General features: G+C 63.7%; 14 protein-coding genes and 1 tRNA gene. 9 read left to right on the top strand and 6 right to left on the bottom strand.

From position 1 onward, the window contains the following. Together BLP76_RS09800 and BLP76_RS09795 are read right to left on the bottom strand one after the other, a co-directional pair. Nucleotides 1-189, bottom strand: a 189-nt coding sequence (locus BLP76_RS09800; RefSeq protein ID WP_483069164.1) for a transposase, incomplete at its 3' end; no start/stop codon positions are given. 94 nt (nt 190-283) lie between these two features. Next, entirely contained in the window at nt 284-1,312 is a 1,029-nt protein-coding gene (locus BLP76_RS09795) for an aldo/keto reductase (RefSeq protein WP_092812053.1), read from the bottom strand. Between the two features lie 333 nt (nt 1,313-1,645). Here BLP76_RS09795 and BLP76_RS09785 point away from each other — a divergent pair, with 333 nt between their 5' ends. The 5 genes from BLP76_RS09785 (at nt 1,646) to BLP76_RS09765 (ending at nt 7,719) form a co-directional block, all read left to right on the top strand. Next, nucleotides 1,646-2,566, top strand: coding sequence for an AraC family transcriptional regulator (locus BLP76_RS09785; RefSeq protein WP_092812049.1), 921 nt, complete (start codon nt 1,646-1,648; stop codon nt 2,564-2,566). A gap of 113 nt (nt 2,567-2,679) precedes the next feature. Then, complete coding sequence (locus tag BLP76_RS09780) at nt 2,680-3,330, top strand: 2Fe-2S iron-sulfur cluster-binding protein (RefSeq protein WP_092812047.1); 651 nt, start codon at nt 2,680-2,682, stop codon at nt 3,328-3,330. Further along, on the top strand, nt 3,327-4,316 hold the full coding sequence (locus BLP76_RS09775) for an FAD binding domain-containing protein (RefSeq protein WP_092812045.1): 990 nt from the start codon (nt 3,327-3,329) through the stop codon (nt 4,314-4,316). Before BLP76_RS09780 ends, BLP76_RS09775 begins: the two co-directional genes overlap by 4 nt. Beyond that, on the top strand, nt 4,313-6,538 hold the full coding sequence (locus BLP76_RS09770; protein WP_092812043.1) for a xanthine dehydrogenase family protein molybdopterin-binding subunit: 2,226 nt from the start codon (nt 4,313-4,315) through the stop codon (nt 6,536-6,538). Before BLP76_RS09775 ends, BLP76_RS09770 begins: the two co-directional genes overlap by 4 nt. Before the next feature lie 95 nt (nt 6,539-6,633). After that, nucleotides 6,634-7,719 carry a YeiH family protein gene (locus tag BLP76_RS09765; protein ID WP_092812041.1) on the top strand — a complete coding sequence of 362 codons (1,086 nt, stop codon included), beginning with the start codon at nt 6,634-6,636 and terminating at the stop codon, nt 7,717-7,719. A 13-nt stretch (nt 7,720-7,732) separates the two neighbouring features. Here BLP76_RS09765 and BLP76_RS09760 read toward each other — a convergent pair whose 3' ends face one another. From BLP76_RS09760 to BLP76_RS09745, 4 genes are all read right to left on the bottom strand, one after another. Then, complete coding sequence (locus BLP76_RS09760; protein ID WP_092812039.1) at nt 7,733-9,400, bottom strand: putative transporter; 1,668 nt, start codon at nt 9,398-9,400, stop codon at nt 7,733-7,735. 328 nt (nt 9,401-9,728) lie between these two features. Continuing rightward, nucleotides 9,729-10,988 (bottom strand): MFS transporter, encoded by a 1,260-nt coding sequence (locus BLP76_RS09755; protein WP_092812037.1) that lies wholly within the window; start codon nt 10,986-10,988, stop codon nt 9,729-9,731. After that, nucleotides 10,988-13,096, bottom strand: coding sequence for a TonB-dependent siderophore receptor (locus BLP76_RS09750; protein ID WP_092812035.1), 2,109 nt, complete (start codon nt 13,094-13,096; stop codon nt 10,988-10,990). The genes BLP76_RS09755 and BLP76_RS09750 overlap by 1 nt, the downstream gene beginning before the upstream one ends. Before the next feature lie 349 nt (nt 13,097-13,445). Then, nucleotides 13,446-13,520 (bottom strand) — tRNA-Gly (locus BLP76_RS09745). Between the two features lie 240 nt (nt 13,521-13,760). Between BLP76_RS09745 and BLP76_RS09740 the strand changes: the two genes are divergently transcribed. From BLP76_RS09740 to BLP76_RS09725, 4 genes are all read left to right on the top strand, one after another. Then, nucleotides 13,761-14,264 (top strand): prolyl-tRNA synthetase associated domain-containing protein, encoded by a 504-nt coding sequence (locus tag BLP76_RS09740; RefSeq protein ID WP_092812033.1) that lies wholly within the window; start codon nt 13,761-13,763, stop codon nt 14,262-14,264. Further along, nucleotides 14,254-14,763 (top strand): GNAT family N-acetyltransferase, encoded by a 510-nt coding sequence (locus tag BLP76_RS09735; protein WP_092812146.1) that lies wholly within the window; start codon nt 14,254-14,256, stop codon nt 14,761-14,763. Before BLP76_RS09740 ends, BLP76_RS09735 begins: the two co-directional genes overlap by 11 nt. Nucleotides 14,764-14,825: 62 nt before the next feature. Further along, nucleotides 14,826-15,758, top strand: coding sequence for a thioredoxin (gene trxA, locus BLP76_RS09730; protein ID WP_092812031.1), 933 nt, complete (start codon nt 14,826-14,828; stop codon nt 15,756-15,758). Nucleotides 15,759-15,793: 35 nt separating this feature from the next. Beyond that, a complete protein-coding gene (locus BLP76_RS09725) occupies nt 15,794-16,468 on the top strand; it encodes an LON peptidase substrate-binding domain-containing protein (protein ID WP_092812029.1) in 675 nt (224 codons plus the stop codon). Nucleotides 16,469-16,471 lie beyond the last annotated feature (3 nt).

Raw genomic sequence — 16,471 nt, 5'->3', positions numbered from 1 at the left:
CTTGAACATCAAGGTCGGATCGAGCGCCGGGCGGCCATTATCCGGACAGTAGAGCCCCGCAACCCGGTCATGGATGAACGAGAAGTCGATCACCGCGTCGATCTTGCGAAGCAGGTGATCCTTGGGAACCAATTGATCGAGTGTCACCATCTCGATCGCAGTCTGCTCAGGGGCCGGGCTCTTCAACATGGCCCACTGAATCAAAAAGCCCCGGCTCACGCCAGGGCTTTGTCAGCAGTCTGAGGGCGGCCGAAGCCGCCCCCAGACTCGCAACCGAAACGGCTCAGAACTCGCCCTGCCGGTAGCTCGACTGACGTTCCAACATCCATCCCGGGTATTCGGGGGCAAGACGGCTCACCTGATCGAGCGTCTTGAGCTCGTCGTCGGAGAGACGAACCTCCACGGCGGCGAGATTGTCGTCCAGCTGGTCCATGCGCTTGGCGCCGATGATGACGCTCGTCACCACCTTCTGATGCAGGAGCCAGGCGAGCGCGATTTGCGCCACGGAAGCCGAATGCGCCTCGGCAACCTTGCGCATCTCGTCGATAACGGCATAGCCACGGTCCTTGTCGACCGGCGGAAAATCGAAGGTCGCACGCCGTCCGTCGCCCGATTTTTCGTCGTCCCGGCTGTATTTCCCAGAGAGGAAACCGCCAGCGAGCGGGCTCCACACCATCAGCCCGACCTTCTCCGAGGTGAGCAGCGGCACGATCTCGCGCTCCAGATCGCGGCCAGCGATGGTGTAATAGGCCTGCAGCGAGCGGAACGGTGCGAGGTTCTTGCGTTCTGAAATCCCGAGAGCCTTGGCGATCTGCCAGGCCGCCCAGTTCGAAACCCCGACGTAGCGGACATGACCGTGGCGCACGAGCGTATCGAGGGCTTCCAGCGTCTCCTCGATCGGCGTCAGCGGGTCGAATCCGTGGATCTGGTAGAGATCGATGTGGTCGAGCTGCAGACGGGTGAGGCTCTTCTTCGCCTGGTCGAGAATGTGATAGCGCGAGGCGCCGGTGGCGTTCGGTCCTTCACCGACACGGCCCAGAAACTTGGTCGCCACGACGACCTCGTCGCGCGCAACGCCGAGATTCTTGAGCGCCTGCCCGGTGATCGTCTCCGAGCGGCCTTCGGCATAAACATTGGCCGTGTCAATGAAATTGACGCCGGCATCGAGGGCGCGGCTGAGAAGTGCATCGGCATCCTGCTGTCCAAGATTGCCGATCTTTCCCCACAGCCCCTCGTTGCCGCCGAAAGTCATGGTACCGAAGCACAGTTCCGAGACAAGAAGGCCGGTCTGGCCGAGCGGATTGTAACGCATGGATTCGTCCTTTCGCGTGGGTCGGCCTTGACCCGTTCGCACGAGGCAAGGCCGCAAATGCAGGATCCGCCGAGGCCGAAACCTCGGGCCGACCGGCGTCGCGAATGCAACACGGCACTCGAAGGGCTGCCGACCGGCGGATGGTGCCCGGATTTTTGGGCCGGGCGTCAGAACGGCGGCTTGGCGGATCGTGACCGAAATGGCGTGTCTGCCGTCTGGCTGCCACGCGGATGCTGCCACCTTTTTGCCTGATCCTCTCAGCCGCGGGCTTTCCTTGTGGCAACCTCGCACTCAAACATTTATCTCTGCCCTGCAATCTCGCGGACAACGCCCATGCCGGAATCCCTTGCGGGCCTCGATGCTCTCAGCGCACTGATCCGCCGCCATTGTGACGGCCACCGGTGCCAGACGCCTGTGCCGGGCCTCACGCTCGTGCGCTCAGATGGGATGACGCTGCCGACGGCCTCGATTTACGAGCCGCTTCTTTGCGTGATCGCGGGCGGTGCCAAGCGCGCCATGCTCGGCGACAAGCTTTTCGAATATGGCGAAGGCAACTACCTCGTCGTCTCGGTGGATCTCCCTGTCGTCGGGGAGATCTACAAAGCGAGCCGCGAGGAGCCGTATCTCGCCCTCGCGGTGCGTCTCGACCCGAAGCTCCTCGCCGCCATGCTTCTGGAAATGGGCGATGGAGAAGCCGAAACAACGCTCGCTCCGGGTCTCTCAGTCAGCCTTCTGACTCCTGAGCTGCTGGATCCGATTGTGAGGTTTGTCCGCCTCTTGGACCGACCCCGTGACATCCGCATCCTCGCACCGCTCATCGAACGGGAAATCGTCTACCGGCTGATGCGCGGACCTCAGGGCGGCACGCTCCGCCAGATTGCTCTGTCCGACAGCCGCCTCAGTCAGATCAGCCGCGCCATTGCGTGGATCAAACAGCGCTTCGATCATCCGCTCAAGATCGAGGATGCGGCAGATATCGCCGGCATGAGCGCCTCGTCCTTTCATCGCCATTTCAAGGCGGTGACCGCCATGAGCCCGCTGCAATACCAGAAGCAGCTTCGACTGCAGCGGGCCCGCCACCTGCTGCTCACGCAAAATGCCGATGCGGGCAGCGTGAGTTTCGCGGTCGGCTATGTGAGTCCGTCTCAATTCTCCCGCGAATATGCCCGCTTTTTCGGGGCCCCTCCCGCCCGAGACGCGGCGCGGCTGCGCGCCTCCGCGCTCGATGACGCGCAATTGACCGATCCTCTCTGAGGCGGGCAGCAAGGCGGACGCGCTTCGCCGGCTCACGAAAACAGATCCTGGCACGGCGGCCGGAAGCAACGCCTTTCCCCTTCATGTGTTCATGAGAGAGACCCGACGCGGGAATGGCCCGCAATGGGCGAGCCTCCACCCGCCGGCCGGGCTTGGCTGGCGCGCCCATTCCTCGTCCCGGCCCTGTCCGCCGCACAGCGAGACAGGGCGCCGTCTGTAAGAAAGGACGATCTGTGATCACCCTCACCGTCAACGATACCGTTCACGAGCTCGATCTTGATCCGCGCACCTCGCTCCTCGATGCGTTGCGCGATCATCTCGCGCTCACCGGCACCAAGAAAGGCTGCGACCACGGCCAGTGCGGCGCCTGCACTGTCCTCGTCAACGGCCGCCGCATCAATTCCTGCCTGACGCTTGCCATCATGCATGAAGGCGATGCCGTCACCACCATCGAAGGCCTCGGCACGCCCGAAGCCTTGCACCCGATGCAGGCGAGCTTTCTCGACCATGACGGGTTCCAATGCGGGTACTGCACGCCCGGCCAGATCGTCTCCGCGCTTGGCATGCTCGACGAGTTCCGCGCCGGCTGGCCGAGCCATGTGAGCGAAAGCCTGGACGGCGGAACGGAGCTCTCCGACGAAGAAATCTCCGAGCGCATGAGTGGCAATATCTGCCGCTGCTCGGCCTATCCCAACATCGTCCATGCGATCCGCGCCGCCCGCGACGAACGTGCCGACAAGGGCGAAAGCGAGGAGCGGACATGAGGGAATTTGCCTATTCGCGCGCTGGCGACCTTGAGGAGGCCGGCCGTCTCGCCGAGGAACAGGCGGGCCGCTTCATCGCCGGCGGCACCAACCTGCTCGATCTCATGAAGCTCGAGGTCGAGACACCGAAAGCGCTTGTCGACGTCTCGCGGCTGCCGCTCGGCGAAATCTCGCCAACAGAGGATGGCGGCCTCAGGATCGGCGCCATGGTGACGAACGCCGATCTCGCCGCCGATCAGACCGTTCGGCGCGATTATCCCGTCTTGTCGAGGGCGCTGCTGGCCGGCGCCTCGGGGCAATTGCGCAACAAAGCGACGACCGGCGGCAATCTCCTGCAGCGCACGCGCTGCTACTATTTCTACGAGACGTCCGCGCCCTGCAACAAACGCAATCCGGGCTCGGGCTGCGCCGCACTCGACGGCTTCAACCGCATCCATGCGATCCTCGGCACGAGCGATCAATGCATCGCGACGCATCCTTCCGACATGGCGGTCGCCATGCTGGCGCTCGACGCGAGCGTCGAGACCCGGCTTCCGGACGGCGGAAGCCGGACGATCGCGCTGAAGAATTTTCACCGTCTTCCCGGTCAGACGCCGGAGGTGGAAAGCAATCTGCAGCCGGGCGAGCTCATCACCTCCGTCGTGCTGCCGCCGCCACCGAAAGGCCGGCACATCTATCGCAAGGTGCGCGACCGCGCCTCCTATGCATTTGCGCTCGTCTCGGTCGCCGCCATCGTCGCCGTGGAGAACGGCAAGATCGCCTCGGCCCGTCTGGCCTTCGGCGGGCTCGCCCACAAGCCATGGCGGGACAGGGCCGTCGAGGAAGCTCTCATCGGCCAGGAGCCATCAGAGGCGCTGTTTGAAGAGGCCGCGGATCTGCTCCTCAAGGAGGCGGCAGGCCACGGCCATAACGATTTCAAGATCCCCCTCGGCCGACGGACATTGATCGCCGTTCTCTCCGAGGCGACGAAGGAGGCCGCGCAATGACCACCGACGCAAACACCTATGCGATGGACGAGGCGGTCGGCGAAACGCGCCTCGATCGCGGCACGCAGGGCGTTCTCGGCAAGCCGCTCAACCGCTACGAGGGTGCCCTCAAAGTCTCGGGCCGCGCGCCATACGCTTACGAGCATCTCGCCGGTGAGGACGTCGCCTACGGCTTCATGGTGACGGCGGGCATCGGGCGAGCGAAAATCCGGTCCGTCGACACATCCAAAGCGGAGGCGGCACCAGGCGTTCTGACCGTCATCTCGGGAGATGACGTACTGCGCGCCTCCGCCCTGCCGATGGCACCGGCCGCGCAGACGATCGACGGCGAGGTCTTCCATTACGGTCAGCCGCTGGCGCTCGTCGTTGCCGAAACCTTCGAGGCGGCTCGGCATGCGGCCACGCTCGTCGAGACCCTCTACGAACCCGGCCAGGGCCGCTACAGCCTGCGCGACCAGCTCGACGAGGCGGTCAATCCGGGGCCAGGCGCCATGCAGCCCGACAATCTCCGCGGGGAGTTCGAGGCCGTCTTTGCGGAAGCCGAGGTTCAGTTCGACGAAACCTATACGACGCCGAGCCACAGCGCCGCCGCGATGGAGCCGCATGCGAGCGTCGCCAAATGGGACGGCGACAATCTGACCGTCTGGTCGTCCTGCCAGCTTCTGGAGACGAATGTCATTCAGATCGCCAACGGTGTCGGCGTGCCAGTCGAGAACGTCCGCCTTCTGAGCCCTTATGTCGGCGGTGGCTTCGGTTCCAAGCTCGGCATTGGGCCGGACGCCGTTCTGGCGGCACTCGGCGCGAAGGCGGCGGGCAAGCCGGTGAAGGTCGCGCTCAGCCGCCAGCACGTCTTCCAGACGACCTCCCGTCGTTCCGAAACAATCCAGCGCGTGCGCATCGGCACGACGAAGGAAGGCCGCATCACCGCGCTCGCGCACGAGAACTTCGTCGTCAACTCGACCGGCAATTCGTTTTTCGAACCGGTCGCGATTTCAACGGTGTTTCTCTATGCGGGCGAGAACCGAAAAATCACGCATCGGCTCGCTGAGACCGATGTCTTGATGACGGCCTCGGTGCGCGCGCCGGGCGAAGCCGTCGGCATGCTGTCGCTCGAGAGCGCCATGGACGAGCTTGCCATCCGGCTCGACCTCGATCCGATCGAGTTTCGCAAGCTGAACGAACCGGAGGTTGCACCGCAGGACGACCTCCCCTTTTCCTCGCGAAAACTCCTGCAATGCTACGAAGAAGGTGCAAGTCGCTTCGGCTGGCAGAACCGTCCCGAAAAACCCGCAAGTCGGCGTGAGGGCGAATGGTGGATCGGTTCCGGCATGGCTGCGGCTTCGCGCAGCCATCAGCTGATGAAATCCTCAGCCGAGGTGGAGCTCGCCCCCGACGGCCGCGCCACCGTGAGAACGGCGATGACCGATATCGGCACCGGTTCCTACACGATCCTGCAGCAGATCACCGCCGAGATGCTGGGGCTTCCTCCCGGGCACGTGACCGTGCTTCTGGGCGATACGGCGCTGCCGCCGTCTTCGGGCTCCGGCGGCTCCTGGGGGGCAAACAGCGCCGGTTCGTCGGTGTACCTTGCCTGCGAAGACCTGGTGAGGGAGCTCGCAAAGCGCCTCGACGTCGATCCCTCGGACCTCACCCTGAAGGACGGCCAGGCGATCGCGGGCAACCGGCAAATCCCTTTAGGCGAGATTCTGGGCGGCGAAACGCTCACCGGTCGCGGCACGATCGAGCCGGGCAAGACCGCAGAAACCACCAATCAGGCAAGTTATGGCGCGCATTTCTGCGAGGTTGCCGTTAACGCCGTGACGGGCGAAACGCGGGTCCGGAGGCTTCTGACCGTCGCTGCCGCCGGGCGCATCCTCAACGAGAAGACGGCCACGTCGCAATGCTATGGCGGCCAGATCTGGGGAATCGGCTCAGCGCTTGAAGAAGAGCTGGTGATCGATCCCCGCACAGGCCTTCTCGTCAATCACGACCTTGCCGAATACCATGTGCCGGTGAATGCCGACGTGCCCCAGCTCGAGGTCGTCTTCCTCGAGGAGCGCGACACCGCGGCGAGCCTTCTCGCCGGCAAGGGATTGGGCGAACTCGCGCTTGCGGGTGTCGGAGCGGCCATCACCAATGCCATATACAATGCCTGCGGCGTGCGGGTGCGCGATTATCCGGCAACGCTCGACAAGGTTCTGGCGGGCCTCCCAGACGCCTGACTCATTGATATCTTTGATCACTGCAAACGAAATTATGCGTTGGAGTGATTGAAGCCCCGAATGCGAAAGATCGGTCTCCCGGACGGAGGCCGATCTTGACCGCATTGAGCGACGAACCTGACATCACCGCAGACGCTTTTGTCGACGCAGACGGAGGCGAACCCCACACCGCTTCGCCGACCGACACACGCACCGCGTTTTTCGGCAGCATTCTACCAGGCGTGGGTCTCGCCGCAGCGATCGCCGCACTCGCCTTCGGGCTTCGTCAGCTGCCAGGGCTCGGCACCTTCAGCCCAATGATCATCGCGATCCTCATTGGCATTCTGTTTCACAATCTCATCGGCACGCCCGCCGTCGCCAAACCCGGCGTCGGCTTTTCGATGCGCCGCATCCTGCGCTTTGCCATCATCCTGCTTGGCCTGCAGCTGACGGCCGCGCAGGTGATCGAGGTCGGCGGAACCGGGGTCGCCATCATCATCGCAACGCTTCTTTCGACCTTCACCTTCACAGTCTGGTGCGGGAAAAGGCTCGGCGTGGAACGCAAGCTCGCCGAATTGATCGCCGCCGGCACGTCGATCTGCGGGGCCTCCGCCGTCATTGCCACGAACACCGTGACCAACGCCCATGACGAGGACGTCGCCTATGCGGTTGCCTGCGTCACCATCTTCGGCTCGATCGCGATGTTCGCCTACCCCTTCCTCGCTCCGCTTCTGGGCCTCGGACCGCATGCTTTCGGCCTGTGGACCGGAGCCTCGGTGCACGAGATCGCGCAGGTGGTCGCAGCCGCCTATCAGAACGGCGCAGAGGCCGGCGAATTCGGCACCATCGCCAAGCTCTCGCGCGTGATGATGCTGGCACCGGTCGTGCTCGGCCTCGGCATTCTCGCCCGCGAGCGGCTCGCTGCCTCAGGCAATTCCGCCGCCCGCGCGCCGATCCCATGGTTCGTGCTCGGCTTCATCGCACTCGTCGGCGTCAACAGCCTCGTGGCGATCCCGGAAAGCGCAAAGAGCGAGATCGCGCTTGGCACGACCTTTCTTCTGTCGATGGCGCTCGCCGCGATGGGGCTCGAGACGGATGTGCGCAAGCTGATGGCGGAAGGCCTGCGCCCAGCGCTTCTGGGCCTCCTCGCCTTCCTCTTCATCTCGACCTTCAGCCTCACTTTGGTGAAGCTCTTCTTCTGAGGCTGTAAGCGTCTCAGAACCAGAAGATCAGGACGAGGACCTGCGGCGCCAGGATGCGCAGCACCATGACGAGCGGATAGACGGTCGCATAAGCGAGTGACGGCGCCTCGGACGGGCGGATGGCATTGGCGAAGGCAAGCGCCGGCGGATCGGTCATGCTACCGGCCAGAAGACCGCAGAGCGTCAGATAATTGAGCCGCAGCACTAGACGGCCGATGAAGCCGATGATGAGAAGCGGAATGATGGTGATGAGGGCGCCATAAACGAGCCAGATGAGCCCGTCGCCCTCCACGAGGATGGAGACGAAACTCTCACCCGCTTTGAGCCCGACGATGCCGAGAAAAAGAACGATGCCGATCTCGCGCAAGGCATGATTGGCGCTCGAGGGCATAAACCAGACGAGTGGCCCGATATGGCCGAGACGCGACAGGATGATGGCGACGACGAGCGGCCCGCCAGCGAGCCCGAGCTTCACCGGCGCCGGCATGCCCGGAAAAGCGACCGGGATGGAGCCGAAGAGAACGCCGAACGCGATGCCGAGAAAGATCGGCAGGATCTGCACCTGCTCAAGGGCCTGGCTGCGGTTGCCAAGAACCTGGGCCGCGCGGTCGAGATTTTCCGGATGGCCGATAACGGTGCAGATGTCGCCGAATTGCAGGCGCAGCCCGTCATGCGGGGCAAGCTCGATGCCGGAGCGCGTGACCCGGCTGATGACGACATCGTGGCGATGAAGCAGATCCAGGCTGCCGAGAGACGCGCCGAAAACGTTGGAATTGGTGACGACGAAGCGCTTCCACTTCACGTCGGACGGGATCGCCTTCAGATCGGTCTTCGCCTGCTGGCCGAGGATGCGGACCATGCCCGGCAGCTTTTCCGCCGGGCCGACGAGAAGCAGGACATCGTTGAGCCGCACCTCGGTTTCCGGATGCGCGACCTCCACGACACCGTCGCGCATGATACGGGAAACAACGAGGCTCATCTCTTCGAGCCCCGGTAGGGTGCCGATCGTGAGCCCCTGCATGTTGCGGTTGGTGACCTTGACGTTGACGGTCTGCAGCCCCTGCTGCTTCGCCGCCCGCTCCGCTTCGAACGCCGCCTGCTCGGCTTCGGGCCGGATGCGCAGCACGGCGCGCACGATCCCCATGGTCAGAAGGATGCCGAGGATGCCGAACGGATAGGCGACGGCATAGCCGAGCGCGGGTGCGGCAAGCGCCTCGGGACCTGCCCCGACGCTCGTCAGCATCTGGGTGGCAGCGCCGAGCGAGGGGGTATTTGTCGTCGCCCCCGACATCAGGCCGAGCATCACCGGCAGGGGCACGCCGACGATGAGATGCAACGTGGCCGCGACGATAATGGAGAGAAAGACGAGACCGGCAGCAAGGCCGTTGAGCGCCAGCCCGGAGCGCTTGAGCGCGGAAAAGAAGCCGGGCCCGACCTGAATGCCGATCGAGTAGACGAAGAGGATGAGGCCGAATTCGCGCAGGAAATGCGCCACTTCCGGATCGACGGTGAAGCCGAGATGGCCCCAGATGACGCCGGCGAAGAGGACGCCGCCAATGCCGAGAGAGACGGAGCCGATGCGCACATTGCCGAGAGCAAGGCCGGTGACGGCGACGAGACAAAGCACGACGAGCCCGCTTGCGACGGGATCGAGGCCGGAAAGAAGGGCGGAGAAATCCATCACAAAGATCCGCTGGCGGGCAGAGGGGAGGAGAAGCCCGCGGCTGCGCAGATATCTGCCTTGAAACCCGAAAAGAACCTTCCGCCTCGGTACTTGGCCGAAATTTGCGGCAGCGATCTAGGGCCGGGTCTCGAAGCAAACGCCGCGCGCGCCGCCTCTACCACGGAGATCGGTCTCCCGTCATCGTCGACCCGACGCGACATCTCGGCCATGGCGGCTTCACACACGAAAGACGCGGTGGCTTCATGCGGTTCGGGTGGGGCGATCACGTCTCACTCGGCAGTTATAGCGGGAAGTTGCGCGAGCATCGGCGATTTGGAGCGGGCATTCAAGGCTGCGCGTCGGCGGCCTCTGATGCCTTCCCTCCTGCCATCACAGCAATTGCCGGCACGGCCAGAACCGCAAGAACGGCCGCACCAGCGAAGAAGAGCGAATAGCCGAAACGTTCGGCGAGAAACCCGGCCGCAACACCGCCGCTCAGCGACAGAAGCGCGTCGACGCACTGAAAGAGCGTGAAATCGATGCCCGCCTGACGCGGATCCGACCAGCGCATGAACTGCGAATAGAGCCCCACGAAGCCGAAGGCCATCAGCCCCGACGTCGCCACCAGTGCCACGCCGATGACGAGCCAGAGCGGGACCCATGGCGCCGTTGCGGAGAAGGAAAGAAACGCGAGAACCGACGCCTGCAGAACCAGTGCCGCCACCAGAACCGGACGCGGCCCCAAGAGACGCACGCAGGCGCCCCCCAGGAGGGATCCGGAAATGCCGAGAAAAATCGAACCGAGCCCATTGAGGAGGCCGATCGTGGCAAGGCTGACCTCGCGATCGACGAGATAGGGCGACAGCATGTTGAAGGCGGTCTTCTGGGCAACGACATAGACCGCCGCCACAACAAGGCCTCGGCGGATTTCAGGACGCGCAAGCGCCGCCCGAAGCGAGGGAAGATGCGTCCGCTCGGCCACAAAATTGGCAGCCCGCGATTGGACGAGAAAGGGCAGCGCAAGCAGCATCACCAGCACCGCCATCGTCCACACGCCGGAAGTCCAGTCACTGTGGCCGACGATCACCAGGAACAGCCCGCCGCCGAGCGCCGAACCGAGATAGGCGCCGCCGACCTGGGCGGTGTTGCCCCAACCCTGCTGCCGCTTCGAGAGATTTTCCACCGCATAGCCATCGCAGGCGATATCGACGGTGGCGGTCGCGAAGGCGGCGAGAGTGAGAAGCGCAAAGATCGGCCAGAGCACATCGGCAGACAGCGCGCCAACGAGCCAGAAGGTGGCGACGACGGTGGACGTGCCCGCAAGGACGATGGCGCCCGAACGATTGCGGCCGCGCCGCGGCAAGCGGTAACGCTCCACCAAAGGCGCCCAGAGAAATTTGAGCGCCCAGGGAAGCGCGATCAGCGAAACGAGGCCGACATCGCCGAGATCAGCCCCCTGATTGCGCAGCACCGCCGGCAGGCCGATCCAGGTCAGCCCGCCGATCACGCTTTGTGCCACATAAAGCCCGCCGATCGCGGCAAGGGTGGCGACCGGCGAGATCAGCCAGCCCTCGCGTGCGGTTTCCGCCCCCTCACCTGCCGCCATCAGAAGCGATAGCGCAGGCTACCGATGATCGTCCGCCCCTCGTCGCGATAGCAATAGCCGGAGGTGCAGACGGGCTCGCGCTCATCCAACAGGTTCTTGGCGTTGATCTGCAACTTCGCCCCGGCGAGCCGCGGATCGCGCGCGCCGAAATCATAGGAGAGCGAGGCGTCGATGAAGTAGCGGTCGTCGTTCTTCAACGTGTTGGTATCGTCGCCGTAGCTCTCCCCGACATAGCGCACGCCAGCCCCGATCCCGAGACCGGCAAAGGGAGAGCCCGGCTGGAACTGATAGAGCCCCCACAGCGAGAAGATGTTGTTGGGCACGCCGGACAATTCGTTGCCGGCCGTGCCGGTCGCACCCTTGTCGATGGTCATCTTGAGATGCGTATAGGAGGCGATCAGGTTGAGCCCGTTGTCGAGCGAGGCTTGAGCCTCGAATTCAACGCCTTCGGAGGTGAGATCGAGTTGGCGTTGCCGGTTGATCCCCGTCGTCGTGTCGAAGACGACGCCGTCCGTCTGCTCGATGTTGAAATAAGCGGCGCTCACGATCGCGTTGGTGTCCGGGATCTCGTATTTCACACCCACTTCGACCTGCTCGGCGATGGTGGGCGCCGCCGCCCGGCTCTCGTCGCTCGTCACGTCGTCGTAGACGCGCCCGATATTCGGCGAGAAGGAGGTCGAATAATTGGCGTAGGGGATGACGCCCCATCGGCTGCGATAGGACAGCCCTACGCGGCCGGAGAAGTCTTCATCGTCATAGTCGGTTTCGACGCGGTCGGTATCGATCGAGGTGGTCTCGACCCAGTCGTAGCGGCCGCTCAGGAACAAGGTGAAGCCGTTCCATTCCATCTGGTCGTGCAGATAGGCGCCGATACCGTTCAGCTCCTGACCGCCATCATAGGCGAGCGGGGCGCTCGCGATGTCGTCGATCGAGGCATAGGAGAGCGCGCTCGAAGCGTCGTATTCGGCCCATGTGTAGTCGATCCCGGCAAGCGCCGTATGAGAGATCGCCGCCGTGTCGAAGGTGAACTGCGCCATGTTGTCCACGACGAAGGAAGTCGCCTCTTCCTCGTAATGGCCCCAGTAGCGGGCGAGATCGGCGCCGCTCGCATAAAGACCCGAATATTGGAGATCGGCGTCGACCTTGCTGTAGCGCAGATTCTGGCGAACCGTCAGCAGATCGCTGAAGCGGTGCTCCAGCTCGTACCCGATCCGCCCCTGGTTCTGAACGAAGTCGTTGTAGTCGGGATCGCCGTCGTAGAGATCGGAGACGACGCCATAGGCCGGGTTGTAGTAGGAGGCGGTGCCGCCCGTGATCGTCCGCGACAGCTCGCTCAAGACGGTGAGCGTCGTATCTTCGTTGGGCTTCAGCGTGAAAGCCGGCGCCAGATAATATTTGTTGTCGGGATAGGAGGGCAGTTCCGCGTCGGCATCGCGTGCGAGCCCGGTCAGGCGGTAGAGCAGGGTCCCGGAATCGTTCGCCGGCCCCGAGAAATCGACGCCGATCTGATAGCGGTCGTAGCTTCCGCCGACGAGTTCCACTTCGCGATAGGTCTCTTCCTTCGGGCGCTTGGTGACGATGTTGACGATGCCGCCCGGGCCGCTGACGCCATAAAGCGAGGAGGCAGGACCTTTCAGGATGGTGATGCCTTCGACGCCGTAAGGCTCCGTCTTGAAGAGTGCCGTCGGCGAATTGTACTGGCGCAGCCCGTCGCGAAAGATGCCGTTGTAATAGGCGTTGAAGCCGCGCAGCGTGAACGCGTCGAAGCGCGAATCGAAGCCGAAATTGTTCGGATTGGCGCTCGCCGTATAGCCGAGCGTCTCGTTGAGCGTGCGCGGCTCCTGATCCTCGATCTGATCCTGAGTGACCACCGTGATTGCCTGCGGAATGTCCGCAATCGGCGTATCGACCTTTGTCCCGGCTCGATCCTGTTTGGCGACATATCCATCCTGTTTCAGGATCTGATCGCTTTCCGCCTCGACGACGATCGGCTGAAGCGCGATCGGGTTGTCGAGATCCTGCGCGTGAACGCCTCCTGGCAGGCCCACCAGGACGAATGAGCCGAGAGTGGCGACGTTGAAGCCCAGAAGGGTGCGGTGGAGGATCATGTACTCTCTCGTCTTCAGAATGCAGGCCGCCGCCGTGCAAAACCTGACGAGTGGAGTCAACATTGGCAGACGGCACAGCGCCGTCCGCAGGATAAATCCTAACTCAATGTGTCATATTTATCTCACCCGCGGTCGCCTGATGTGAGCGCAGGGCTTTCGACCGCCGGCTACGGGGCGCCAAGACCCACGCAGCGGCGGGCAGCGTCGGCCAAGAAGCGAATGGCCCGAGATGAAACGGATGAGACGATTACCGCGCCGCCGGTATATCGCTGCACGAAGTGCAGCCGCACGGCTGAGCCGCTTGCGCGGCGCGCGCGTGATTTGCAGAAAAAGGAAATCACGATAAAACTGGAGCGGGCGATGGGATTCGAACCCACGACCCCAACCTTGGCAAGGTTGTGCTCTACCCCTGAGCTACACCCGCATCCATCGCTGCACCGCCGTTCGGCGGGAGCGGTCGCCTATATGGCGCAAGCGATTGGCCATTGCAACACCTGAAATGCGTTGATCGCGAGAACAATTCTCTGAGACGGAGATCGGCCCCTTTTCCGCCCTTCTCTCTTCTGCGCACGTCCCGCCGAGGCCTGCCGCGGCCGTCTCGCCTTGTGCCCGTCTCCGGCCTTGGCTATGGCGACGCCTTTACGAAGCTTGCGGGGCAAGAGACATGGCGAAAGGTCGCGCCGAACTGATGGCGTTCCTCGACGAAATCGACGTTTCGACGGAAACGATGGAACACCCGCCGCTCTTCACCGTGGAGGAATCGAAACGCCTGCGCGGCACGATCGAAGGCGCGCACACCAAGAACCTTTTCCTGAAAGACAAGAAGGACCAGATCTTTCTGCTCGTGGCCAAGGAAGATGCCGAGATCGATATGAAAACGCTTCATAAGCGGCTCGGCTCGGCGCGCCTGTCCTTCGGCAAACCTGAGCTTCTGGAGGAGCTCTTGGGCGTGAGGCCCGGCTCCGTCACGCCGTTCTCCGTGATCAACGACACGGAGCAGCGGGTCACCGTCATCCTGGACGAGGCTCTCCTCTCCTACGACGTCTTGAATTTCCACCCGCTGGAAAACACCGCGACAACCAAAATTGGCCGCGACGATCTCTTCACCTTCCTGAAGGCGACCGGCCACGAGCCGCAAATCCTTGCCGCATCCGGCGATGCTGTCTGATCGGATCGTCCTGCGTCGCGCCGGGGAGAACGACCGCGCCGCACTCAACGCCCTGACACAGGCCTCCGCTGCCTATCGCGGGCCCTACCGGGCGATGCTCGACGGCTATGTGATTAGTGAAGCCCAGATCGCAGAGGATATCTTCGTCCTCGCGGAACGGGCCGGTAAAATCCTTGGCTATTACAGCCTGACGACGACGCCGGCGCCCGAACTCGACCTCCTCTTCGTCGCCAACGAGGCGCAGGGAAGCGGGGTAGGCGCCGCGCTCATCGCCGATTTGAAGCGCGAAGCGGCCGCGCGCGGCATCCGTGCCATCAAGATCATCTCGCATCCGCCGGCGCAGGCTTTCTACGAAAGAATGGGCGCGCGGGTCGTTGGGCAGGAGCCTGCATCCGGGCCGGTCTCCTGGACACGCCCCATCCTCGAACTCACCGTCAGCGACGAAAGGTCTGGCGACAGGCACGTCCGCGGCGACATCGCCCGTCAAGGCGACGCCTGACCCGATTGCTTTCCCGGCTACGATCGCCACATATCGCCACGACACATGGAAGGAAGCCGCAAATGAGCGCAGAAGGATTCATCCTCGGCGGCCAGACGAGCGCCCCGCAGCCCCAAAACGACGCCTCCGGTCTCATCAAGGAGACCACCACCCAGGAGTTTCGCGCCGACGTTATGGAGGCCTCGCGCGAGGTTCCGGTTCTGGTCGATTTCTGGGCCCCCTGGTGCGGCCCGTGCAAGCAGCTGACGCCGATCCTCGAAGCGGCGGTGAAAAAGGCCCGCGGCAAGGTCAAACTCGTCAAGATGAACATCGACGATCACCCGGAGATCGCCGGCCAGCTCGGGATCCGCTCCATCCCAGCCGTGATCGCTTTCAAGGACGGCCAGCCGCTCGACGGCTTCATGGGCGCCCTTCCCGAGAGCCAGGTCATGGATTTCCTGCAGCGGATCGCGGGACCCGTTGGACCGAGCTCGGCGGAAGCGGCCCTCGCCGCGGCAGATGCCGAACTGGAAGGCGGCAATCCCGCAGGGGCCGCCAATCTCTACGCCCAGACGCTGCATGAGGAGCCGGAAAACGCGGCAGCCCTGGCTGGCCTCGTGCGCTGCGAGATCAGCCTTCACAATCTCGACGCGGCACGAGGGCTGCTCGACGGGATCGAACCGGCGCTTGCCAGCAACGAAGCTCTCGTGCAGGCACGCGCGGCGCTCGAACTCGCGGAGCAGTCGGAAGGCCTTGGCGATCCCAACGCCCTCAAAGCGCGGCTCGAGCAGGATCCCGCCGACCATCAGGCCCGTTTCGACCTCGCGCTCATCCTCAATGCGCGCGGCGATCGCATGGGCGCGGCGGAATGTCTCTTGGAGATCGTCCGCCGCGACCGGGAATGGAACGATCAGGCGGCGCGCAAGCAGCTCGTGCAGTTCTTCGAGGCCTGGGGAAACAAGGATCCGGCGACGGCTAAGTCCCGTCAGCGCTTGTCGTCTCTGCTTTTCGCCTAGTTCTAGACGAGAAAGCATTCGACGAGGTGTTGCGAATGGCCATCCAGGCCGGAAATCGCTGTTATAGAGATCCATCCGACCTTCCCGACAGGATCCCGGTGTTCCCACTCTCCGGCGCTTTGCTGCTGCCGAGTGGGCAATTGCCGCTGAACATTTTCGAGCCTCGCTACGTCGCGATGATCGACGACGCGTTGCGCGGAGAGCGGCTCATCGGCATGATCCAGCCGGTGATCGGGTGCAGTGAGGATTGCCATACGGCGCCTCTCTGCCAGGTGGGCTGCGCCGGGCGGTTGACCCAGATCGCCGAAACGGGCGACGGGCGCTATCTCGTGACCCTGACCGGCGTATCACGCTTCGTGATCCAGCAGGAGCTGGAGACGGAAGCGGACTACCGCGCCTGTCAGGTGTGTTTTGAGAAATTCACGTCCGACTTCGAGCCGCGCCAGGGCGAGGAGGAGATCGACCGGACGGCCCTTCTTTCGGCTTTCCGCAGCTATCTCACGGCCCATGACCTCGAAGCCGATTGGGAAAGCGTGGAACGCGCTTCGAATGTCGGACTGCTCACGGCTTTGTGCATGATGAGCCCGTGGGGTCCGGCCGAAAAGCAAGCGCTTCTGGAGGCGCCGAGTCTCAAAGAGCGGGCGGAGACGCTGATCGCCATCGCCGAACTGTCGCTGGCGGGCTCGCACGATCAGGCGCCCGTGCAATAGTGG

Source organism: Afifella marina DSM 2698 (assembly GCF_900102695.1).
Lineage (GTDB): Bacteria > Pseudomonadota > Alphaproteobacteria > Rhizobiales > Afifellaceae > Afifella > Afifella marina.
Note: the sequence above shows the minus strand (reverse complement) of the source record. Positions and strands in the feature narration are given on the sequence as shown.

Excerpts from the sequence above, each read along its gene's own strand:
- BLP76_RS09735 (WP_092812146.1), top strand. The coding sequence starts at position 14,254 with ATGCTGTCTGATCGGATCGTCCTGCGTCGCGCCGGGGAGAACGACCGC.
- BLP76_RS09755 (WP_092812037.1), bottom strand. The coding sequence starts at position 10,988 with ATGGCGGCAGGTGAGGGGGCGGAAACCGCACGCGAGGGCTGGCTGATC.
- BLP76_RS09760 (WP_092812039.1), bottom strand. The coding sequence starts at position 9,400 with ATGGATTTCTCCGCCCTTCTTTCCGGCCTCGATCCCGTCGCAAGCGGG.
- BLP76_RS09780 (WP_092812047.1), top strand. The coding sequence starts at position 2,680 with ATGGCCCGCAATGGGCGAGCCTCCACCCGCCGGCCGGGCTTGGCTGGC.
- BLP76_RS09750 (WP_092812035.1), bottom strand. The coding sequence starts at position 13,096 with ATGATCCTCCACCGCACCCTTCTGGGCTTCAACGTCGCCACTCTCGGC.
- BLP76_RS09725 (WP_092812029.1), top strand. The coding sequence starts at position 15,794 with ATGGCCATCCAGGCCGGAAATCGCTGTTATAGAGATCCATCCGACCTT.
- BLP76_RS09795 (WP_092812053.1), bottom strand. The coding sequence starts at position 1,312 with ATGCGTTACAATCCGCTCGGCCAGACCGGCCTTCTTGTCTCGGAACTG.
- BLP76_RS09740 (WP_092812033.1), top strand. The coding sequence starts at position 13,761 with ATGGCGAAAGGTCGCGCCGAACTGATGGCGTTCCTCGACGAAATCGAC.
- BLP76_RS09785 (WP_092812049.1), top strand. The coding sequence starts at position 1,646 with ATGCCGGAATCCCTTGCGGGCCTCGATGCTCTCAGCGCACTGATCCGC.
- BLP76_RS09775 (WP_092812045.1), top strand. The coding sequence starts at position 3,327 with ATGAGGGAATTTGCCTATTCGCGCGCTGGCGACCTTGAGGAGGCCGGC.
- trxA (WP_092812031.1), top strand. The coding sequence starts at position 14,826 with ATGAGCGCAGAAGGATTCATCCTCGGCGGCCAGACGAGCGCCCCGCAG.
- BLP76_RS09770 (WP_092812043.1), top strand. The coding sequence starts at position 4,313 with ATGACCACCGACGCAAACACCTATGCGATGGACGAGGCGGTCGGCGAA.